Origin of the sequence: Phyllobacterium ifriqiyense (genome assembly GCF_030817885.1) — a bacterium.
GTDB lineage: Bacteria > Pseudomonadota > Alphaproteobacteria > Rhizobiales > Rhizobiaceae > Phyllobacterium > Phyllobacterium ifriqiyense.
Genome location: NZ_JAUSZT010000002.1, coordinates 797,149 through 817,657 on the forward strand (window position 1 = coordinate 797,149; position 20,509 = coordinate 817,657).

At 53.9% G+C, this 20,509-nt stretch carries 23 protein-coding genes and 5 pseudogenes; 15 read left to right on the forward strand and 13 right to left on the reverse strand.

The window, feature by feature from the left end:
• Positions 1 to 6 precede the first annotated feature (6 nt).
• Positions 7 to 186 carry a hypothetical protein gene (locus tag QFZ34_RS05345; protein WP_307277852.1) on the forward strand — a complete coding sequence of 60 codons (180 nt, stop codon included), beginning with the start codon at positions 7 to 9 and terminating at the stop codon, positions 184 to 186.
• Positions 187 to 209: 23 nt separating this feature from the next.
• Here QFZ34_RS05345 and QFZ34_RS05350 read toward each other — a convergent pair whose 3' ends face one another.
• Both QFZ34_RS05350 and QFZ34_RS05355 read right to left on the reverse strand, forming a co-directional pair.
• On the reverse strand, positions 210 to 851 hold the full coding sequence (locus QFZ34_RS05350; RefSeq protein WP_115053993.1) for a 3-oxoacid CoA-transferase subunit B: 642 nt from the start codon (positions 849 to 851) through the stop codon (positions 210 to 212).
• Between the two features lies 1 nt (position 852).
• The gene (locus tag QFZ34_RS05355; RefSeq protein ID WP_307278980.1) at positions 853 to 1,518 is read right to left on the reverse strand and encodes a CoA transferase subunit A; all 666 of its coding nucleotides are present in this window, start codon (positions 1,516 to 1,518) and stop codon (positions 853 to 855) included.
• A gap of 137 nt (positions 1,519 to 1,655) precedes the next feature.
• Here QFZ34_RS05355 and QFZ34_RS05360 point away from each other — a divergent pair, with 137 nt between their 5' ends.
• The gene (locus QFZ34_RS05360; protein ID WP_307277856.1) at positions 1,656 to 2,243 is read left to right on the forward strand and encodes a PAS and helix-turn-helix domain-containing protein; all 588 of its coding nucleotides are present in this window, start codon (positions 1,656 to 1,658) and stop codon (positions 2,241 to 2,243) included.
• Position 2,244: 1 nt separating this feature from the next.
• On the opposite strand, the gene QFZ34_RS05365 is transcribed toward QFZ34_RS05360, so the two are convergent.
• The 4 genes from QFZ34_RS05365 to QFZ34_RS05380 all read right to left on the reverse strand — a co-directional run bounded on the left by QFZ34_RS05365 (position 2,245) and on the right by QFZ34_RS05380 (position 5,623).
• Positions 2,245 to 3,030 carry an ABC transporter permease gene (locus QFZ34_RS05365; RefSeq protein WP_307278983.1) on the reverse strand — a complete coding sequence of 262 codons (786 nt, stop codon included), beginning with the start codon at positions 3,028 to 3,030 and terminating at the stop codon, positions 2,245 to 2,247.
• Complete coding sequence (locus QFZ34_RS05370; protein ID WP_307277859.1) at positions 3,030 to 3,860, reverse strand: ABC transporter ATP-binding protein; 831 nt, start codon at positions 3,858 to 3,860, stop codon at positions 3,030 to 3,032. Before QFZ34_RS05370 ends, QFZ34_RS05365 begins: the two co-directional genes overlap by 1 nt.
• Before the next feature lie 9 nt (positions 3,861 to 3,869).
• Positions 3,870 to 4,889: an ABC transporter substrate-binding protein gene (locus QFZ34_RS05375; RefSeq protein WP_307277862.1), complete on the reverse strand. Its 1,020-nt coding sequence runs from the start codon at positions 4,887 to 4,889 to the stop codon at positions 3,870 to 3,872.
• A 455-nt stretch (positions 4,890 to 5,344) separates the two neighbouring features.
• Positions 5,345 to 5,623, reverse strand: a complete 279-nt coding sequence (locus QFZ34_RS05380; protein ID WP_307277865.1) for a hypothetical protein — start codon at positions 5,621 to 5,623, stop codon at positions 5,345 to 5,347.
• Positions 5,624 to 5,806: 183 nt separating this feature from the next.
• Between QFZ34_RS05380 and QFZ34_RS05385 the strand changes: the two genes are divergently transcribed.
• The 3 genes and pseudogenes from QFZ34_RS05385 to QFZ34_RS05395 form a co-directional block, all read left to right on the forward strand.
• Positions 5,807 to 6,055, forward strand: coding sequence for a type II toxin-antitoxin system VapB family antitoxin (locus tag QFZ34_RS05385; RefSeq protein WP_307277867.1), 249 nt, complete (start codon positions 5,807 to 5,809; stop codon positions 6,053 to 6,055).
• Positions 6,052 to 6,438: a type II toxin-antitoxin system VapC family toxin gene (locus QFZ34_RS05390; protein ID WP_307277870.1), complete on the forward strand. Its 387-nt coding sequence runs from the start codon at positions 6,052 to 6,054 to the stop codon at positions 6,436 to 6,438. The genes QFZ34_RS05385 and QFZ34_RS05390 overlap by 4 nt, the downstream gene beginning before the upstream one ends.
• A pseudogene (locus tag QFZ34_RS05395) lies at positions 6,438 to 6,702 on the forward strand (integrase); the annotation flags it as partial. The gene QFZ34_RS05390 and the pseudogene QFZ34_RS05395, both read left to right, overlap by 1 nt.
• A 43-nt stretch (positions 6,703 to 6,745) precedes the next feature.
• On the opposite strand, the gene QFZ34_RS05400 reads toward QFZ34_RS05395, so the two are convergent.
• Together QFZ34_RS05400 and QFZ34_RS05405 are read right to left on the reverse strand one after the other, a co-directional pair.
• The gene (locus tag QFZ34_RS05400) at positions 6,746 to 6,988 is read right to left on the reverse strand and encodes an SDR family oxidoreductase (protein WP_307277872.1); all 243 of its coding nucleotides are present in this window, start codon (positions 6,986 to 6,988) and stop codon (positions 6,746 to 6,748) included.
• A gap of 170 nt (positions 6,989 to 7,158) precedes the next feature.
• A pseudogene (locus tag QFZ34_RS05405) lies at positions 7,159 to 7,335 on the reverse strand (mandelate racemase/muconate lactonizing enzyme family protein); the annotation flags it as partial.
• A 25-nt stretch (positions 7,336 to 7,360) separates the two neighbouring features.
• Between QFZ34_RS05405 and QFZ34_RS23300 the strand changes: the two are divergent.
• The 3 genes and pseudogenes from QFZ34_RS23300 to QFZ34_RS23310 form a co-directional block, all read left to right on the forward strand.
• A pseudogene (locus QFZ34_RS23300) lies at positions 7,361 to 7,801 on the forward strand (NnrS family protein); the annotation flags it as partial.
• A 136-nt stretch (positions 7,802 to 7,937) separates the two neighbouring features.
• Positions 7,938 to 8,353 (forward strand): annotated as a pseudogene (locus tag QFZ34_RS23305) (NnrS family protein).
• A gap of 74 nt (positions 8,354 to 8,427) precedes the next feature.
• On the forward strand, positions 8,428 to 8,526 hold the full coding sequence (locus QFZ34_RS23310; protein WP_370878713.1) for a DUF2274 domain-containing protein: 99 nt from the start codon (positions 8,428 to 8,430) through the stop codon (positions 8,524 to 8,526).
• A gap of 296 nt (positions 8,527 to 8,822) precedes the next feature.
• Here QFZ34_RS23310 and QFZ34_RS05415 read toward each other — a convergent pair whose 3' ends face one another.
• Positions 8,823 to 10,037, reverse strand: a complete 1,215-nt coding sequence (locus QFZ34_RS05415; RefSeq protein WP_307277875.1) for an ROK family transcriptional regulator — start codon at positions 10,035 to 10,037, stop codon at positions 8,823 to 8,825.
• 196 nt (positions 10,038 to 10,233) lie between these two features.
• Here QFZ34_RS05415 and QFZ34_RS05420 point away from each other — a divergent pair, with 196 nt between their 5' ends.
• From QFZ34_RS05420 to QFZ34_RS05445, 6 genes are all read left to right on the forward strand, one after another.
• Positions 10,234 to 11,472, forward strand: coding sequence for an extracellular solute-binding protein (locus tag QFZ34_RS05420; protein ID WP_307277877.1), 1,239 nt, complete (start codon positions 10,234 to 10,236; stop codon positions 11,470 to 11,472).
• A gap of 79 nt (positions 11,473 to 11,551) precedes the next feature.
• On the forward strand, positions 11,552 to 12,433 hold the full coding sequence (locus QFZ34_RS05425) for a carbohydrate ABC transporter permease (RefSeq protein ID WP_115053985.1): 882 nt from the start codon (positions 11,552 to 11,554) through the stop codon (positions 12,431 to 12,433).
• On the forward strand, positions 12,433 to 13,278 hold the full coding sequence (locus QFZ34_RS05430; RefSeq protein WP_307277881.1) for a carbohydrate ABC transporter permease: 846 nt from the start codon (positions 12,433 to 12,435) through the stop codon (positions 13,276 to 13,278). Before QFZ34_RS05425 ends, QFZ34_RS05430 begins: the two co-directional genes overlap by 1 nt.
• 2 nt (positions 13,279 to 13,280) lie before the next feature.
• Complete coding sequence (locus QFZ34_RS05435) at positions 13,281 to 14,297, forward strand: SIS domain-containing protein (protein WP_307277884.1); 1,017 nt, start codon at positions 13,281 to 13,283, stop codon at positions 14,295 to 14,297.
• Position 14,298: 1 nt separating this feature from the next.
• Complete coding sequence (locus QFZ34_RS05440) at positions 14,299 to 15,240, forward strand: carbohydrate kinase family protein (protein ID WP_307277887.1); 942 nt, start codon at positions 14,299 to 14,301, stop codon at positions 15,238 to 15,240.
• Complete coding sequence (locus tag QFZ34_RS05445; protein WP_307277889.1) at positions 15,237 to 16,313, forward strand: ABC transporter ATP-binding protein; 1,077 nt, start codon at positions 15,237 to 15,239, stop codon at positions 16,311 to 16,313. Before QFZ34_RS05440 ends, QFZ34_RS05445 begins: the two co-directional genes overlap by 4 nt.
• Here the strand turns inward: QFZ34_RS05445 and QFZ34_RS05450 are convergent.
• The 4 genes and pseudogenes from QFZ34_RS05450 to QFZ34_RS05465 all read right to left on the reverse strand — a co-directional run bounded on the left by QFZ34_RS05450 (position 16,310) and on the right by QFZ34_RS05465 (position 18,084).
• Positions 16,310 to 16,715: pseudogene (locus QFZ34_RS05450) on the reverse strand (YbaN family protein). The gene QFZ34_RS05445 and the pseudogene QFZ34_RS05450 sit on opposite strands and share 4 nt — an antisense overlap.
• 50 nt (positions 16,716 to 16,765) lie before the next feature.
• Positions 16,766 to 17,386 (reverse strand): ATP-dependent Clp protease proteolytic subunit, encoded by a 621-nt coding sequence (locus QFZ34_RS05455; protein WP_307277892.1) that lies wholly within the window; start codon positions 17,384 to 17,386, stop codon positions 16,766 to 16,768.
• A gap of 39 nt (positions 17,387 to 17,425) precedes the next feature.
• On the reverse strand, positions 17,426 to 17,773 hold the full coding sequence (locus QFZ34_RS05460; protein ID WP_307277896.1) for an SRPBCC family protein: 348 nt from the start codon (positions 17,771 to 17,773) through the stop codon (positions 17,426 to 17,428).
• Complete coding sequence (locus tag QFZ34_RS05465; RefSeq protein ID WP_307277899.1) at positions 17,770 to 18,084, reverse strand: ArsR/SmtB family transcription factor; 315 nt, start codon at positions 18,082 to 18,084, stop codon at positions 17,770 to 17,772. The genes QFZ34_RS05460 and QFZ34_RS05465 overlap by 4 nt, the downstream gene beginning before the upstream one ends.
• A 209-nt stretch (positions 18,085 to 18,293) precedes the next feature.
• On the opposite strand from QFZ34_RS05465, the gene QFZ34_RS05470 reads away from it, so the two are divergent.
• The gene (locus QFZ34_RS05470; RefSeq protein WP_307277901.1) at positions 18,294 to 18,707 is read left to right on the forward strand and encodes a DUF2147 domain-containing protein; all 414 of its coding nucleotides are present in this window, start codon (positions 18,294 to 18,296) and stop codon (positions 18,705 to 18,707) included.
• Positions 18,708 to 20,509 lie beyond the last annotated feature (1,802 nt).

A 20,509-nucleotide genomic window follows, 5' to 3' on the forward strand; every position in this document is an offset into this window, starting at 1 on the left:
GCCATCATGAAAAAGAAGGCTTCTGGCTGGATTTATTTCACGAGTCTCGTTTTGGGGTTTGTAACATTGGTTTGCCTGCCTTCAGGCTGTGCTCAGGTCTACTACGGAACGTTCCGCTATGAGGCTCAATGTCTGGAGCGCCCGCAACATGGTGAAACACTCTGCAAAGTCGAGAAGATTAAATAGCCCGGTTTCCCGGGCCATTTAGTTCAAACGGCCACATCAAAAGCGGCTTGGGTTTTTGCTTTGATTTCTGCAACGGTCACACCGGGGGCGATTTCTATCAAGGTCATTTTGGCCTCACCACGTCTCTCGATAGTGAAAACGCCAAGATCAGTGATGACAAGGTCTGTTACCCGCTGGCCGGTTAGTGGCAATGTGCATTCTTCGAGCAGTTTGGCTTCACCTTTTGCTTCATGCTCCATCACAACGACAACCTTCTTGACCCCTGCAACCAGATCCATTGCGCCACCCATGCCTTTGACCATTTTGCCGGGCACCATCCAGTTGGCAAGATCACCATTTTTTGCAACCTGCATGGCTCCCAGGATCGAAAGGTCGATATGCCCGCCGCGGATCATTCCAAAACTATCGGCACCGTTGAAGTAACTCGTCGTTGGCAACTGTGTGATTGTTTGCTTGCCGGCATTGATGAGATCAGCATCCTCTTCGCCTTCATATGGAAATGGCCCCATACCAAGCATTCCGTTTTCACTCTGGAGCTGTACACTCATACCGGTTGGGATGTAGTTGGCGACGAGAGTGGGGATGCCAATTCCCAGATTGACGTAGAAACCATCTTCAAGTTCCTTTGCAGCCCGCTCGGCCATTTGATCACGTGTCCACGCCATATCAGTGCGCTCCGTTTTCAGCGACAAGTCTCGGTCGCGTTGTCCGTTGTTCAATATGTTTTGTCGGATTTGGAACGTGTACAATCCGCTTCACAAAAATACCGGGTGTATGAACATGGTCACCATCAATCATGCCTGCCTCGACCAGGTGTTCCACCTCCGCCACAGTGAACTTTGAGGCAGTCGCCATGATCGGATTGAAGTTGCGGGCCGTTTTACGATAAACGAGGTTACCCTCCGTATCACCCTTATAGGCATGGACTATGGATAGATCGGCGAAAAGCCCGCGCTCCATGACATAAGACTCGCCATCGAATTCCCGCACATCCTTGCCTTCTGCTATGATGGTGCCGACACCGGTCTTGGTGAAAAAGGCGGGAATTCCGGCTCCTCCTGCCCGAATGCGCTCGGCAAGCGTGCCTTGCGGATTGAACTCCAGTTCCAGTTCCCCCGATAGATATTGCTGCGCAAAAAGTTTGTTCTCGCCAACATAAGACGAGATCATTTTGCGGATTTGCTTGGTTTCGAGCAATACGCCAAGACCAATGCCGTCAACACCGGCATTGTTGGATATTACGGTCAGATCTCTAACACCGGAATCGCGGATTGCATAAATCAGCGCTTCGGGAATACCACAAAGGCCAAATCCACCGGCCATGATCGTCATGCCGTCGAACAGAACACCTTCCAGTGCGTCAGCCACGCTTGATTGAACTTTTTTCAAGAATAGTCTCCCATTTCTTTCGTCCTCCTTATCAACGGTAAAGCTTGTGCCGGTGCCACAGATAGTCGTATTAATACTGCATGACAGTACCGGAGCTTTCCAGTTTAGACATTGTGAATTCTGCGAGCGAAAAACGCTTTCAGTTGACGGACCTGCCAGTGCCGATGGTCTATGCAACGCACCGTATCATAAGGGATTGCAATTCCGAATTTGCTGAAACCTTTGGCTATGAGCGGCTGGAGTTGATCAATCAGAGTTTCAGCCGGCTCTATCCCAAGATCAGAGATTTCGTTCGCACCGGCGAGATGTGGAGAAGCAATCTTGGAGGCGGTAAGGTCTATTACGATGAACGTTTGATGAGGCGCAGGGACGGAACCAGCTTCTGGTGCCGGGTGCGCGGTCGCAGCCGCAATAACGCCGATCCGTTTGCAGAGGCACTTTATTGTTTCGAGCCGACAAACCGGGCCGTGACAGGAAATATGAGCCTCATCTCCGATCGACAGAAACAAGTTCTGACCCTGGTGTCCCAAGGCAAGACCAATGCCCAGATTGCGGCGGAAATAGGCTTGTCGAAACGCACTGTCGAAGCGCACAGGGCACGCCTTATGCGGGCCCATTCTTTGCACAATAGCGCGGAACTTATTGCGTGGTTTTCAAGTCTGCGCTGAATCAGAAGGAAGCAGCGCTCTTTGGCCGCCAGACAAGCAGACGGTTTTCAACAAGTGTCACCAGCCAGTCGACAAGAATAACGAAAAAAGTCAAAACAAACATTCCTGCAAAAACGCCGGTGACATCGAAGACGCTTTCAGCCTCGTGAATAAGATATCCCAGGCCCGCTGCTGAGCCGAGATATTCACCGACTACTGCTCCCACGACCGCAAAACCTACCGACGTATGCAAAGATGAGAACATCCAGGACAACGCGGACGGCATATAGACATGGCGCAGCAACTGTCTTCCGTTCATGCCAAGCATGCGCGCATTGGATAGCACAGCTGGGCTTACTTCCTTGACGCCTTGATAGACGTTGAAGAACACAATGAAAAAAACCAGAGTAACGCCCAAGGCCACTTTCGACCAGATGCCAAGCCCGAGCCACAATGCAAATATTGGTGCAAGAACAACGCGTGGCAAAGCATTGGCTGCTTTCACATAAGGATCGAAAACGGCAGCAAGGAGTGGTTTGCGCGCAAACCAGAACCCGACAATCACGCCCCCGAGCGAACCGATGATGAAGGCAAGTGCAGCCTCAGTGAGTGTTATGCCGAGATGATACCAAATCGAACCATCGGCAAACCAGTCGAGAATGCGGTTGCCAACGGCCAATGGCTCGGCGAAGAAAAAACTGATTGTTTTAGGATCACCGATAAGGGTTGTGGTTGAGGCAACGTGCCAGGCTACCAGAACGACGACAGCCACTAAAATTTGCAGGAGAAGTAAAAGTCCCCGGTTCATCATGCTTTTTCCGCCTGCCGATAACCTTTGAGCACTTCTTCCTTTAACGCATTCCAGATTTCCCGGTGCACTTCATGGAATTGCGGCTCGGATTTGATGTCAGCCATATTGCGTGGTCTGGTTAGTGGAATTGTGTAATCGCCAATAATGCGCGACGACGGTCCGGCAGACATAATGACCACCCGGTCAGCAAGACCGATTGCCTCATCAAGATCGTGCGTAACAAACATGACTGCCTTGCGATCTGCTGTCCACAAATCAAGCAGCAGATCACCCATAATAAGGCGGGTCTGTGCATCCAACGGCCCAAAAGGCTCGTCCATTAATATGATCTTCGGGTCGCGGATAAGGACCTGTGCCAATCCCACACGTTTGCGCTGACCGCCGGAAAGCATGTGCGGATAACGGTCGCAAAAGGCGGAAAGTCCGACTTTCCCCAGCCATGTGCGAGCGCGCTCAAGTGCTTCACGACGCGGAATTCCGGCTACTTCCAGCCCTATCGCAACATTATCAAGCGATGTCTTCCACGGCATAAGCGAATCTTGCTGAAAGAGATATCCGGCATGGCCATTGATCCCGGTATGTGTCTTGCCGAAGATTTTGATCTGGCCCCGTGCTGGTTTGAGCAAACCAGCGGTCGCATTTAAAAGGGTGGACTTTCCGCAGCCCGTTGGTCCGACAATTGCAACGAACTCACGATCACGAACACTCAGATTTGTTTCGCCAACGGCCTCATATGTCTTTTCATGGGCAACCGGAAAAGCGATGGTAATGCCTTGCAACTCGACGGCGTCTGCACGGGTGCCCGCCTCGGATAGGGGTACTGTCATTGATGCTGCCTATCCCTTGATGAACCGGTCATCAAACGTTGCAGCAAGATCGATATCGGCTTTTGCAAATTCTGGATCGAGGATTTTTAATGTATTGAGAACCGACTGCATGCCCTCCATTGTCAGGACGCCGTTAAGCGAATAGGTGGGCAATGAATTGGCTACTGCTTTCAAATAAAGCGATTTATCGCCCAATTGATATTCCGCTGGAACGCTGTCTGCAATTTCTTCTGGCGAAGCACCATGCAACCATTTCAACGATTTGACGAAGGCATTGACCAAGGCTTTTGAAGTGTTGGGATTTGCGTCGGCAAACTCTTTCTTGACATAGAGCACTGCCGCTGGATTTGATCCGCCAAATAGTGCCTTTGTTCCCTCTTCGGTACGGGTATCGATGATGACAGTGATGTCGCCATCTGCTTCAAGCTTGGCAATGACCGGGTCCAGATGTGAAATTACATCCACCTGTCCTTGTTTGATTGCAGCCACGGCGCTGGCGCCACCGCCAATACCAATCAAGGGCGCCGCATTGGCTTTGAGTCCGGCTTTGACCATCGCATATTGCGCAGTCAGCGCAGTTGACGATCCAGGTGCTGTCACGCCGATCTTCAATCCGGCAAAATCGGCGGGAGACTTGATTTTATCAGCGAGTTCCTTGCGGACAGCGATCACAATGGCCGGGAACCGGCCAAGCTCGCACAAGGCTCGCACATCCTGTCCTTTTGCCTGCATCCGGATCGTGTGCTCATACGCGCCGGTTACAACATCGACAGACCCGCCGATCAGGGCCTGCAAGGATTTTGCTCCGCCGCCAAAGTCATTGACGGTGACATCAAGACCCTCTTCCTTGAAAAACCCCCGGCGCTCGGCAATTGTCAGCGGCAGATAATAAAGAAGGGGTTTGCCGCCGACACCCAGTGTAACGCTGGTTTTTTCCAGGGCCCCTGCTGTTTGAGCCCCCGCCCTTGAGCTGGAAGTACCAAGCAAGGATAGTGCTGCCGCACCAGCAAGAAATTGACGGCGTTCCATATTGCTTCCTCCGCTATGGATTGCACAACTTGTTCCGATGGCTGGCGATACCAGCTGGCTGTGCATTTGTTTTCTGATTTTGAGAAAAGTTAGCATCAGGATTCTGGCAAGACAAGCAGTTCCGCGGAAATACACAAAGAGGGAGATCTCCATAACCAAGGCTGCATCAAGCGAACGTGATGGCACTCATCAAGACGTCGCAGTCACCCATTATCGATCCACGCGCACAAACAGGCCCACGGCTACAAGAGCGAACGCAGATTATTGTCCAGGACGTGCTCGTGGTGCGGAATCGGTTGGCAGGGCGTCGAAAATGCACCCGAACCCTTCATCCATACGACATGGGAATGATCCACGCTTCAACCGCCGGCATTTGCTACCAGGTCGGTAATCGGCATCAAGGTGTCTTTCTGCCCTCCGCTATTTCAAGGGCAGGCTCGAAATCGCCGAGCCCTTCAATTGTTGCGGCTATTATCATTTGGTTTCACCACACTGTAACGCTGCGCCGTCTTGTATCGCGTATTCCTCACCTCGATAATGCCGCCCTCCAGTACGATGTATACGACCTCCCCATTTTGGGAAGTCGCCATGTCTCCGACTTTACCCTCACCTCGTATGATTTGATTGACGGTGATACGCGCCACCTGATCATCTTCTGCAGCTGCGACCAGGCCGGGATATGAGCAGGCGAAAATCGTAAAAGCCGAAAACAGCGCTATTTTTTTGTTTGCCACTTCACAGTCTCCCATTCACATGAATGTCGATTCCAACCATTCTCGATAAATGGCCGCGACTCAATGTTTGAATGATATCGAGCCCGCCATCGTTACGCCAATGTTTGGCAGGCTTGAAAGCAGCAACAATTCCGTGTAGAAATCTAGAAATAACGCTATTTTTCTAGATGGAATGCACCATAGATGAGCCTCAGCATCAAAGATCCGGAAGCCCACCGCCTGGCGCAGGCGATTTCTCACGCCACGGGGGAAAGCATGACCCGCGTCGTCACCGAGGCGCTACGCGAGCGGTTCGCCAAGATCGAACGGCAAAAGGGCCGGGCCAGCGTCGAGGAGCTCCTAGCGATCGCCGATCGTGCCGCAGCGCACGTCAAGCGCCCCTATGTCGATCATGCCGAATTCCTTTATGACAAGAACGGCCTGCCGAAATGATCGTCGATACCTCGGCTCTGGTCGCAATCCTCTATCTTGAGCCCGAGGCGGCGAGCTTCGTTAAGATCATCCATGACGCTGAAGTCACCCGGATCAGCGTCGCCAATTACGTCGAGTTGGCTATGGTGGTGGAGGGCCAACTCGGGGCCGATGGCATGCGTCAGGCCGAGGCCTTCTTCCGGCGCGCCGGCATCATCGTCGAGCCTGTGACACTGGAGCATGGCGAACTGGCCCGACAGGCTTTCCTTGATTTCGGCAAGGGCCGTCACAAGGCCGGCCTCAACTTCGGCGACTGCTTCGCCTATGCTCTGGCGAAAGCCTCGGGCGAACCGCTGCTGTTCAAAGGCAACGACTTCTCGCAAACCGACGTTCACGCGGCCTGATGGCCGACGATTCACAACCAACCGACTACAATTCGCTAACCCCTTCTGCTCCAAGTGCGCCTCCTCCCCTGCCGACCCATTTGCAGAATCTGACCGAGCGTGCCCGTGATTATGTCGAGGCGCGAGCTCCGCCAATACTCGCAAGGTTTATGCGTCCGACTGGAAACACTTCTCGGCTTGTGCCGGCGTTCGAACCTGCGTCCCCTCCTCGCTGATCCCCAAGTCGTTGGGCTCTACATTACGGCATGCGCGACCGGCACTGCATGAAACCGTAGTCGGTGTCGAACCATCGAGCGGCGCGTCTCTCTTAGCGGCCATCGAACGTCAATACCGTGCCGGTGATATAGACGGGCGTCGGCCGGAAAGAGAACGGCATTGGCGATCTCGCTGGGCTCGCCCAGCCTCCTATTGGCGTCCTGCGCATCCAGGTTCCGAACCATTCCTCCTTGCTGCGCCCCTTGAGCGTCAGTTCGGTGCCGACATAGCCGGGCGCGACAGCGTTGACGCGCACGCCCTGTTTGGCCGCCAGCGGTTCGGTCAAAAGGTTCACGCTGGCCTTCGCGGCATTGTAGAAACCTGCGGTTGCGGATAGACGATCACTTCACCGCAAATGGACGAGATATTGACGATTGCGCCGCGCCCGTCCAAAAGCCCCAATTGGCACCGTCGGAAAGGATGCTCCTGACTTGCTAGCTTCAGTTCCGCTACGACCACCCACTGCTAGGGGAAGGCATAAGAGCCGTCCGGCCGTTTCGGCACACGTCGTTGCCAGTGAATGTAGCCTTCCTCCGTCATTGCCTGCTCGTCCATCTCGACACCCCAGCCTGGCCTGTCCGGGCGCAGCTCCAGATAGCCTTCCTTAGGTAGATAGGGGTCGACGACATAGCGGTTTTCGTCCGTTTTTTCTTGGCACGTCCATGTGATGTTGTTTGGATTTGCGCCAGCCGTGCTTGCCGGATTTCTATTGACAGCAGTCCCCAACTCAACCGGAGGGTGTCCGGGTGTCCGGGTGTCCGGGTGTCCGCTGGTGGCCCTGCTTTCGATCTGGGCAGTTGGACGTTCCGCAATGATGCTGACCCGGACGATCGGTGTTCTGCCCGCCGTTGCAATTGACGCGTCATTTCTTCTTTCGCTTCTTTTCATTTGCGCTCGAGAGGTGATCGCCGGCCGCAAATGGAAAGATCTGAAAGTCGTCGGCGGATTGACCGCACTGTCGATCGCGAACATATTCTTTCATTATTCCGTCATAAGCGGAGGCACTGCCGGAAGCGCGACCCGATTGGCTGTCGGAGTCTATTCAATGCTGATGATAATTGTGGTGGCGGCATTCTTCCAAGTTTCACCCGTAACTGGCTCAATCGCTTTGGTCGAACCGACTTCCCGGTTTCCTACAACGCGTTCGATGTCACTGCTATTTTCGGTGCACTGGGGACTTTCGCCTCTGGACTTTCTGGCCGGAGAGCAGGTTAACCGGAATAGCTGCGCTCGTCGCGGCGACCCTGCATGGTGTTCGGTTGGCGCGTTGGCGCGATTGGACGACACACCCGGAAAAGCTGCTTCTGGTTTTGCACGTCGCCTATCTGTTCGTTCCACTGGGATTCATTGGTATCGCCACAGGAACAACAGGATTGATCGATCAGATCTCCGTGCTGCACCTTCTGACTATCGGTTCGATTGCATGCATGATGCTTGCCGTCATGACACGGGTAAGCCGCGGCCACACCGGACGCTCGCTGACATCGTCGGCCAAGACCCCCACCGACCTTAAGGCGCACTGCTGACGACAAACATCGACTTGGACGAAGGCACCTGCTCGTTTGCCCTGCTTGAGGCGACCTCAGAGTTCTTCGGCCTCACACTGCAGCAGACGCGCGCAATCATATCGGCAAGGTTTCGCTCCAGCCTTGGCAGGTAGGCGTGATCGTCACGCGTGGTCTCGTTCTGGAACCGTAAGGAGGTTGATCACGGAGAAGCTGAAGCTTTGGCGCGATTCTCGATGAAAAGCCGATCAAGGCGATGATTGAGTTACCCGTGCCACTACACAGGAATCTCGTTGCTTATACCTCACCAGGTCGCCCGGGTTCCTGATCTCTCGCTTCAACGCGGAAAATCAGTCTGCCCTGCCCCATTATTCAGTGGGGCAGCGACCGGCCAAGCCTGAACTGTTGGTCACGCCCCCCAATGTCACAACGCGCTTTCTCTGCCGCGAGACATTGGCGGCCACGTCGCAAAATCCGTTGCAAAGTGTCAACTGGTCCCGCACGAGGCAACCGTAAGCTTACCCGGCGTATCTGTCTGAGGTTGCTCGCGATCACCTATTGAAGGTTTGGAGGCAGAGTGCGTGACGAGATGGCAGGGAATAATCAGCCTCCTTGGCGTATTGTTCACGCGTTCTTCAAGATTGCCGAGAATCTCGGGTCGAAAGCACGGGCGATAGGTTCGGCAGCAGCACCCAGTGCAGCAGACCAAGGATCGGCAAGTCCAGCTTGCAGTCGCGGCAGCGGATGGCGGTTTGTCCGATCAGCAATGGATGGTAGTAAGGGCTCGATTTTTTCTACAAGCCGGTCAATCAGAATTCGGGGAGCGCCACCGCATAGGATAACTGTTTGCGGATCGAAGACGAGTTCCAGTATCTGGACCGCGCGCCGCAACCGCTCTGCAACGTCATCCATCCAATGTTCAAGCTTTGACCCGCCCTGTCGTACCGCGTCGGTCACCTTTGCAAAAAGATCCGGCGCAGACGGATCAAGTTCCAGTAATTTACACAATGCCGCCATCGAAGCATAGTGCTCCAGCGGCTCGACATCGGTGCCATCTCCCGGCACCAAGGTCAGCATCATGCCGATCTCTCCGGCATTGGAATAAGCGCCCCCATAAAGTTCGCCGTTGAGGATGAGGCCTGTACCCAGGCCATAGCCGAAGTAAATGCAGATGGCATGGTCAAGACCGTGTGCTGCGCCGAGTAACCGCTCAGCCGTCGCCGCCGCTGAAGCGTCATTTTGTAACGCGACCTCAAGCCCCGTACCTTCGGCGATACGTTCCACAAGTGGATAGCTTTGCCAGGCGGTCATCATCCAAGGATCGTCATAAAGCGTGTTAATACCAAAAGGTCCGGGCATGGCGATCCCAAGCCCGACAAGGCGATCTTCACCGCCGGAAACCTGTTCGGCTAACATTGTTCTTGCCCGTGCTACTAGATCAAGCACCACGACGACACCCACCTCCGGTCCTCCTGACGGGAGCATTGCCTCGATTTGAACCAGCACATCGCCAACCAGGTTGACGATAACAGTGCGCGTTACATGTCGGTCAATCTGAAGGCCGATTGCAAAGGCACCCTCGGGCACCAGTTGATAGGGTGTTGCCGGCTGTCCCCTGCCCTTTCGGATACTGGCTTGCGAGCGTACCAGACCCTCACTGGCAAGGTCTTCGATGATGTTGGACACTGTCTGGGGTGTCAGCCCGGTCGCCCTCGCCAAGTCGGCACGAGACAAGGCTCCGTTAATCCGTAGCGCATCGATCATGATACGTCGATTATGGGCGCTTGCTCCACCAAGGTTGGTACCGCTTTTGGCTTTTATCGCCGGTCTGTCATCCATGTCCGTGCCCTCTTGACAGCAGCAGAATATTGATCGACTAATAAGTCAAGAGAATTGATTTAATAGTCGACCAAAAGAGTCGCCGAAAAATCGTCTCCAGGGGAACGTGAGCAAAAGCTCTCGATCTGTAGCGATCGTCGAGCACTGTCCATACCGGTCAGCGTTCAGAACTGCCAGAGCTATACAGGAGGTAAGAATGTTGAAATCCGTCACGACCGCGCTTTTAGGCGCAACGCTGCTAGCGGCGGCGCTGTCCGCACCCGCTCACGCTCAAACCAAGATCAATGCCTTGTTCATGGCACAGGCCGCTTACAGCGAAGCTGATGTGCGCGCCATGACAGAGTCTTTCACAAAGGCGAATCCGGATATATCGGTCAATCTTGAATTCGTTCCATACGAGGGCTTGCATGACAAGACTGTCCTCGCACAGGGATCGGGTGGCGGCTATGACGTTGTATTGTTCGACGTTATTTGGCCTGCTGAATATGCAACGAACAAAGTATTGCTCGATGTGTCGGACAAGATCACTCCCGAGATGAAATCAGGCGTTCTTCCCGGTGCATGGACGACTGTCGAATATGAAGGCAAGCGCTATGGTCTGCCATGGATACTCGACACCAAATATCTGTTCTACAACAAGGAAATTCTACAAAAAGCCGGTATCGCGAACCCGCCCAGGACTTGGGCCGAGCTTTCCGAGCAGGCCAAGATCATCAAGGATAAGGGTCTGCTCTCAACGCCAATAGCTTGGAGTTGGTCTCAGGCCGAGGCGGCGATTTGTGATTACACGACGCTGGTCAGTGCCTATGGCGGCAGTTTTATCAAGGATGGCAAACCGGTATTCCAGACAGGTGGCGGCCTTGATGCGCTCAACTACATGGTCGAAAGCTACAAGTCAGGCCTGACAAACCCCAACTCGAAGGAATTTCTCGAAGAAGATGTCCGGCGCGTGTTCCAGAATGGCGAAGCTGCCTTCGCCTTGAACTGGACTTATATGTACAACATGGCCAACAATCCAAAGGACAGCAAGGTTGCCGGCAAGGTGGGAGTCGTTCCGGCTCCCGGCGTAGAGGGAAAAAGCACGGTCTCGGCAGTTAACGGCTCGATGGGTCTCGGGATTACCTCGACCAGCAAACAACCTGATGAGGCGTGGAAGTACATTACTTTCATGACTTCCCAGGCGACGCAAAACCAATATGCCAAGCTCAGCTTGCCAATTTGGACATCGTCTTATGACGACCCAGCTGTTTCGAAAGGTCAGGAGGAACTGATCGCGGCTGCCAAGACGGGGCTGGCTGCCATGTATCCGCGCCCGACAACACCAAAATATCAGGAACTGTCGACGGCATTGCAGCAGGCAGTTCAGGAATCATTGTTGGGTCAGGAACAGCCGGAAGCGGCGCTAAAGACGGCGGCTGAAAACAGCGGCCTATGATTTGATCTGAAAGGCGGCGGCTTTATCAGCCGCCTTTCAATACTGTTTGCATTATTGTTGGTATAGCGAGCAATATTTCATGACGAACAATTGGATTACGACCCGGGCATGGCTGCTTATGCTGCCGCTGCTTGTCGTCATGATAGCGGTTATTGGCTGGCCGCTGATCGATACGATCCGGCTCTCCTTTACCGATGCAAAGCTGGTAGGAACCCAGGGCAGTTTCGTTGGGCTGGACAATTATGTGAAGGTCCTTTCCGGTTCAAATTTCCAGCGTTCACTCCTGACGACTTTTTGGTTTGCGGTTCTTTCCGTCTCCGCAGAGATGGTGATCGGGGTCTTGGCGGCATTGCTTCTCAATCAACGTTTCTACGGCCGCTCAGTCTTGCGTGCACTGATGATTTTACCCTGGGCCTTGCCAACTGTCGTCAATGCCACCTTGTGGCGCCTGATATATAATCCCGAATATGGAGCACTGAATGCACTCCTCGTGCAAATCGGAATGCTCGACTCATACAGGTCTTGGCTTGGCGAGCCCGGTACGGCGCTTGCATCGCTGATCCTTGCGGATTGCTGGAAAAATTTTCCGCTGGTTGCCCTAATTGCTCTTGCCGCTCTTCAGGCTGTGCCCCGCGATATTACGGCAGCTTCCATGGTAGATGGCGCAGGTGTCTGGTCACGCTTCCGTTTTGTCACCCTGCCCTATCTGGCCGGGCCGCTCATGGTGGCATTGGTCCTGCGAACAATCGAGGCTTTCAAGGTCTTTGATATTATCTGGGTCATGACTCGCGGCGGTCCTGCAAACAGCACCCGCACCCTGTCCATCCTGGTCTATCAGGAAGCATTCTCGTTCCAGCGAGCCGGATCCGGCGCATCATTGGCATTAATTGTCACCTTGCTGGTGACGGTGCTGGCCGTCGCCTATGCAGCTCTTATTCGCAAAACCGCAGGAGCATCCTGATGGAACGTCAAAGCCTGCCTTTCACCATATTTGTTCACATCGCAGCCTTGGTCCTGGCGATTATCATTCTTGCACCCGTGGTGTGGCTTTTTGTTATGAGTATTTCATCAACACCGGACCTCGTTGCAAAACCCTTGCATTGGTGGCCGGATACGGTGGACCTTTCGCGCTATGGTGTGCTTCTGTCTTCAGTTGCAAACAGTGCGGGTGAGGCTTTTGTCGCTTCGCTTTTCAACAGTCTCAAGGTTGCCGGCATGGCAACTGTCGCAGCGCTTGCCGTTGCCATTCCATCGGCATGGGCAGTTTCAAGGACGCCTTCCGTTGGCTGGTCGCTCTATGCTGTCATTGCGACCTATATGCTTCCCCCGGTCGCCCTTGCTGTTCCGCTTTACATGGCACTCGCATGGTTCGGTTTGCTCAATAATGTCTTTGGTCTTGCCCTCGTCTATCTGACGATCCTTGCTCCCTTTACCACATGGTTGTTGAAGTCAGGGTTTGACTCAATTCCGCGGGAGATCGAAAGCGCTGCCGTCATGGATGGTGCGCGACTGGATCAAATATTACGTCTCATCACACTCCCCCTGGCGGCGCCGGTTATGGCCACTGCCGCTCTGTTTGCATTTTTGCTTGCGTGGGATGAGTTTTTTTATGCGTTGCTATTCACTTCTGATCAGCGCGCCAAGACCTTGACCGTGGCTATTGCCGATCTGGCTGGCGGGCGTGTGTCGGATTACGGTTTGATTGCAACTGCGGGCGTACTGGCCGCCCTCCCCCCGCTGTTGATAGGTCTGTTCATGCAGCGTGCTCTAATTTCGGGCCTCACAAGTGGCGGTGTTAAAGGATGAATATGCTTTCTGAAACTACAAAGCCCGCCGGACTTGTCGCTATTGAAAAAGAAATGGGACGACAGAACGCAGACGCCCTTGCTTCTTTTGAGACCGCTTCGACTTTGGCGGCAACAATTGCACAGTCATTGCGCAAGACCCGGCAGTTGCTGCTGCTCGGCATGGGCGGTTCGCATGCTGTCGGTCGCGCAGTCGAGCCATTTTACCGAAGCCTCGGTATTGATGCCATTGCGGTTCCTTTGTCCGAACAACTGGGTCAGCCACTGTCGACGGACGGCAAAACAATTATTGTCACGTCACAGTCAGGTGAAAGTGCCGAAGTTTTGCGTTGGTTCGGTGAGAGAGGTATTCGAGCTGATACGTTCGGTCTGACGCTGGAAGAAGGGTCGACGCTGGCGCGTACAATTCCTTCCCTCGTAGGTGCTGGCGGAACTGAAAAGGCATTTGCTGCGACGCGCAGTCTGACCATCAGCTTTGCGTTGCACCTCGCGATCATCAATGCATTGGGAGAAAACACGGCAGAAGCCTTGCGGATCCTGGGATCGTCTGACGTTACCCAAGTCAATGAAGCGATTTCTGCTTTTTCCAATGTGAGGGCGATCGTCACATCCGGGCGGCGAATGCAGGGTGTGGCCGAAGCCATAGCGCTGGGTCTTACCGAGTTGTCGCGTATCCCTTGTTTCTCGCTGGAAGGCGGTCAATTGCGGCACGGGCCAATGGAGATGCTCGGACCAGATGTTGGCGTTGTTCTGTTTCGAGCCAAGGACGGAACGGCGGAACTCGTCAGCCGCATGGCGCTCTCCGCGCTCGAGGCAGGATCGCCGGTTATTGTGTTTGATGCATCGGATGAAGAGCCTCTCAAAGAGGCAGTAATGATTGATGTCGGTGCCGCATCAGGTATTGCCGCTGTGTTTGCACTTCTGCCCGCTGCGCAACATTTCATGCTCGGCTTTGCCGGTTCGCGCGTAAAGGACCTTGGAACGCCTGTACGTTCCACCAAAATTACGCGGAGTGAATAACATGGCGCTGCGGCCTCTTGCCATTATAGGTAATGTCAATGTTGACCTTATATTGGGGCCTGCCGAACCTTGGCCAACACCAGGAACGGAGATCATGGTCGACCATGATGAGCTCCGGGTCGGTGGATCGGCCGGCAATGCAGCTTTAGCTTTGCTGGGCTTGGGCGTTGAATGCCAGATCGCCGCCAATGTTGGCGATGATCAGTTCGGCGAATGGTTGCGGCAGGCATTCAACGACCATGCCACCCATTGGCCAGTGGCCCGAACCGGAACGACCCTTTCCGTTGGGATCACCCACCCCAATGGTGAACGGACATTCTTTACAACCCAAGGCCATATTGGGCATCTGTCATGGCCGGACGTGAAAAGCATGCTCGACCCGACGCGTCTGGAAGGCGGTACGGCAATCCTGTGCGGCTCGTTCCTGACCGGTATACTTGCAAATGATTATGACGCTCTGTTTGACTGGGCAGCAGCGCATAATATCAAGATCGCTCTTGATACCGGCTGGCCTGTTGACGGATGGACAGAGGAAAATCGTTCACGCACGCGACATTGGCTCAGGCGTTGTCACATTGCCTTGTTTAATGAGGTGGAAACCACCTCGCTTACCCATGCGACCGATGCAACTGAAGCTGCGCACAAGCTGAAGGCATTGATGCCGGACGATGCAATTGTTGTCGTCAAACGTGGCCCGGAAGGCGCTCTGGCTATAGGGCCGGACAATGTTGTGGTCCTGGCACAAGCGCCTTGTGTTGCTGTCGTCGATACAATCGGCGCAGGGGATGTTTTCAACGCTGCCTTCGTGGCTGCGCAAGCCAGAGGCCAGAGTATCGAAGAAAGTCTCCTTGCTGGTGTGCGTATCGCCACCATGGCCATATCCACTGTGCCTCGCCGCTATGATGGTGAAGATCTTCAAATCGTTTCGGGGAAAGAGTCATGAGCGCGCTTGAACTTGTGGATATTCGCAAACGCTACGGTAACATCGAAACTTTAAAAGGGATTGATCTGTCACTTGCCGATGGGGAGTTTCTGGTGCTGCTGGGATCTTCAGGTTGCGGCAAGTCCACTCTGCTCAATATTATCGCTGGACTGGCCGAGGCCACGGGTGGAGATGTGCGCATTGGTGACCGCTCTGTAACCGGAATTCATCCGAAGAACCGGGATATAGCGATGGTTTTCCAGTCTTATGCGCTCTACCCGAATATGTCGGTGGCCCGAAATATCGGTTTTGGCCTGGAAATGCGCAAAGTTTCCGAAGCAGACCGCAATGTCGCGGTACAGAAAACGGCAAGGATACTTCAGATTGAGAATTTGCTGGGGCGCAAACCATCCGAACTGTCCGGTGGCCAGCGCCAGCGTGTGGCCATTGGACGGGCGCTTGTGCGCGATCCGCAAATATTCCTGTTTGACGAGCCGCTTTCAAATCTCGATGCGAAATTGCGGATGGAAATGCGAACCGAGTTAAAACGTTTGCATCAAATGCTTGGCACGACGATTGTCTATGTAACTCACGATCAGATCGAGGCCATGACACTGGCAACGCGCATCGCGGTTATGCGCGATGGTCAGATCGAACAGCTGGCCACACCGGATGAAATTTATAATCGTCCCGCTACGCGTTATGTGGCAAGTTTCGTCGGCTCTCCACCGATGAACATGCTGGATTCCACTTTTTCCGATGGGCTTGCTCACATTGACGGGACAGCGAGCAGTATTCCCCTCCCCGCGAATCTTCACAAGTCCGCCGCTGCAGCGAGGAACATTACAGTTGGTGTCCGTCCCGAAAGCCTGACGCTTGCGCAGGTAGGGGCCACGAATTTTGGCATAGATGCAAAGATTGAAGTGGTCGAACTGACAGGGCCGGAACTTGTTGTTACTGCTACCATCGGCACGCAACGCCTTACAGCCAGTCTGCCCCCTCGATCGCAGGTGACAGTGGGTGCCGTGCAACGCTTTGCCATTGATGCCGATGCTCTGCATGTGTTCGACAAATCGACAGAAAAGCGAATTTAGATGCTTGGCCGACTGAGAACATATGCGGCACTGGCGATAAAAAAATATAGCGACGAACCCTGCCAATAATGGTGACGGTCGAGCGAAATGATAAAATGAAGCATAGCCGACGGCCATGCCGCCGCATGCAATCCATTTGATCCGGATTGGTATGGCGCCATGCGCCCGCCATTTGACCAATGTCGGCCCAAAGACGGGATGCTCAAGCAGCCATTTCTCAAATCGCGGCGATGATTGTCCAAAACACCAGGCGGCCAAAATCAGGAAGATCGTTGTCGGCATCACGGGAAGAAGCAGGCCTATGAAGCCGAGCGCGACCATTAGCCAGCCGAGTGCGAAATAAACTGTCCGCTTCGCCTTGTTCATACCGCCTGCTTTCCACGTGCCGTTTATTGTGGACATGTATCTACATGTTTTTGCATGTGAAGTCTGCGGGTTTGCAGGTGCCAATCTCACGCAGGCAGCAGTTGCTGCGGCCCTTCCCTCCTTGACAGAACCGTATCAATCAATCCCCATTCTTTTGCCTCGTCGGCGGTCATGAAATGATCGCGATCCAATGTCCGCTCCACCTCTTCAAAAGAGCGTCCGCAGTGTTCTGCATAAAGTCTCGTCACACGCTGCTTCGTTTGCCGCATCTCTTCAGCCTGGATAAAAATATCCGAGGCCTGACCCTGGAATCCACCAAGTGGTTGATGCACATGGATGCTGGAATTGACCAAGGCAGTTCGATGACCGGGTTCGCCAGCCATCAAAAGAAATGAACCCATTGATCGAGCGGTACCCATGCACAATGTTGCAACAGGGCAGGTGATGAATTGCATTGTGTCATATATCGCAAGACCACTGGTTATCACGCCGCCAGGCGAATTGATGTACATGGAGACAGGCTTGGTGGGGCTTTCAGATTCAAGAAACAGCAGTTGTGCGCAAATCAACGCGGCCATTCCATCCTCCACCTGACCATTGAGAAAAACGATACGTTCGCGCAGCAGTCGTGAATATATGTCAAAAGACCGTTCCCCCCGACTGGACTGTTCCACGACCATAGGCACAAGTTGCATCATGTCGCGCATAGGCGAACTCCTCTCTGTCAAATTGGAAGTTTGTTGTGGTCAGGCGGCCAGGCGTTGCCTTGGGAAATTGCAGTTCGCAGCAATCATGGATTGCTCATGCACGATATGAAAAGTGGTTCCACCTTTGTCATTCGCGTTGATCTGGAACGACACGGTACTAACCGCTTCATTATCTTTGATGCTATAGCGCACATACGTGCCCGGTTCCGCAGAGATGAGGCGCAGCTCGATACGGTCCTGTGCTGCTTCATCGTCCATATCAGAGCACGGGAGACTGCCGAGCCACCGCGAGACATATTCGGGGACGGTTAATGCGCGCCACACTTTTGTTGGTTCAGCATCCAGTTCGTAAGTGAGCCTGATCTGCGCTTCGCTTTTGGGTGTCATTGATCCATCTCCTTGAGCAATTGTCTCAGCTCGTCCACCCGCTTCGGCCAGAACGCATGATATCGGCTTAGCCATTGGTGCATCCGTGCAATCCCATCCGGGTTTATTCTATACATCACGTTGCGACCGAGCTTTTGTTCGGCAATCAAACCGGCACTACGCAAGACAGCAAGATGTTGCGAGATGGCTGGCTGGGACATTGCAAAGCCCTGCCGCAACGCGGTGGCATTCATTTCGCCGTCAGCAAGACGTTCAAAAACTGCGCGTCGCGTTGGATCGGCCAGTGCCTTGAAAAACTCTGTCTCATTCATGAGAATACATAAGCATAGACTTATGTGATTCGCAAGGGCTGTGTTCGGGCAGGGGCTGGTGACCGAGCCGGCCAGGACAAGCCGATCAGCACCATCGAAATTTGCTCTTTTTTTACCCCTAATCTCGTCAGATTTACGGTCTATATTGTTAATCAGCAAATCATTAGCCCGCTTATAGCCGGGCTCGACTGTCCTTTGGAGATCATGCCTTGTTCACATATCAAAAATTTGGCCTTGCCCTTGTCCTGTCCTCCGCACTTGTAACCGGTGCTGCCGCCGATACGCAGCAGGTAACCGGCACTTATGTCAATCAGTCCGGGGGCACCAAGGTCCGGCTAAGCGACTGCGGCACCGGTCTGTGCGGTACGGTCATATGGATGAAAAACCCGGTCAATGATGTCAACAATCCGGATGTTTCAAAACGGAACCGGTCCGTGGTCGGTATTCAGGCGGTGAGCCTGAAATCAACAGGTCCTGCCACATATGCCGGCTCTCTTTACGATACAGAAAGCGGCAAGACCTATTCAGGCAAGGCGCAATTCTCTGACAATGAGGTCACGCTATCTGGATGTGTTCTGGGCGGATTGATATGCAAATCATCCGTCTGGCGACGCGCAGAATAGCCGGCTTTGTCCGCAAGTGATTGCAGCACTGCGGCAGTGGTCTCGCAGCACGGATAGGCAGGGCGTGCCGTTACGGCAGGTAGTGGATATGCGGGCGCTGATGGTGTCTGTACATTCCCACACGTGCCTCGACGCAGAAGGCGTCACGTAACAGATCCCGTGTTGATGCTCCTGCGCGCCGGAAGCAACGAGCCTGGTCCGCTGCATGCTCCTTGACGAACGGGACCAATCATCTTGACGCTCAGCATCCATCAGCATCCATCAGCATCCATCAGCATCCATCAGCATCCTGCGGCTCGTGGCTTTGGTGATTGTGCCGGTACGCGCGCATTATGAGCAAGCTGCTCGTTGGCGCGCGAAAGGCTCTGTCAGCGATCATTGGGCTTTTCGGCCATCCTGGCACGATAAAAGGCGCCCGCTGCCGCCGCATAGTGGGTACGGGACCATCCGAAGACATTGAGCGGTGCGGAAAACGTCCGAGTTTGACGACACCAAGAGCTGCGAGATTGGCATTCGCCGTCGCATGTCGCCTGGCAGGCGGATTGCACAACAGTGACTGCATGATGGCGCCGGAAAGAAAAATTCCTGCACCGCAAAATCCGCCATCAATGCCCGCCTCAAACGATAATTCCGGGTCATCGTCCGGATCCGTTTGATCTCCACCGCTGTCCGCTCCATGCGGTTGGCCCGTGCAAAGAACGTCGTCGACAGCGGTATGGACAGGTCACCGATTCCCACGCTGACCGCAGCTACAAGGGCGATTGCCGCAAGCGATGCCAGCAGCAACGTAGCGACAAGAGGAAGATGCCGGGCAAGGTGCCCTGTCTCATTTACTATCCCAGACCAAGAGCCATCACTGCCTCGCCACCTTTCCAGCCCCGTAGAGGATGTTTTCGGATTCAAGGCCTGCCCGTCCATGATCAGATGGCCTGTTCGTTGCAGCGGACCAACGGCCGGATCGCAGTCAGGATTTTGATTTTCGCTTTGCATCTGTCGTCGTTGCTTGCCACACGATCGGCTAAAATGTCAGGTAGGCAAGCCTTATGCACTTGATTAAGGTAGGGCGATAGTGCAAGATATTGACAGGCGCTATCCATCGGCGGCTGTGCCCTCTTGGCCAGAAACCCTCCGCTGCAAGCTTTGATAAGCAGTTGGTCAACGCCTTGATTATCATTGCAAAATCAGTCGTAACGGCAGTTAAATCGCCGTTAGTTGCTCTTCCTCAGGGGGGATGGATTTCCCGACGGGCAAAATATAACCGGGAGTGCAATCCGCGTCATTATGGTCATCCGGTCAGCGGCATGCGGCAGACGGGTTGGAACCTCCACAGGTATTATCGAGGCTTATTTCAAAAAGTTCTCAGCTGAGAACTTTTGCACAGATTTTGGTGGCCGCCATTTGCAAGAGTTCTCAGCTGAGAACTTCCCGGGAATGCGATATCGTGGGTTTTGAAGGCGGTCGAGGCGCGGTTTGCAACGTCTTCCTAATATATGCTTGCCCCACTTGTTTTTTGACGGTTACGGGGCTCCGCCATGTACATTACCGATTCCGCGATCGCTGATCTTTGCAATCCCACGCCCCCGGGGTGGTTAAGGCAAACGGCTGGCGGCGGTTAGGCCTCGACAGGTATTAACGAGACTTATTTCAAAAAGTTCTCAGCTGAGAACTTTTACCAAGATTTTGGTGGCCGCCATTTGCAAGAGTTCTCAGCGGAGAACCTTCCCGCGAATGCAATGCCCGTTGGCTTTGAAAGCGGCGGCGGTGTGCTTTACAACGCCCTCCCTGATGATCCTTGCCCGACT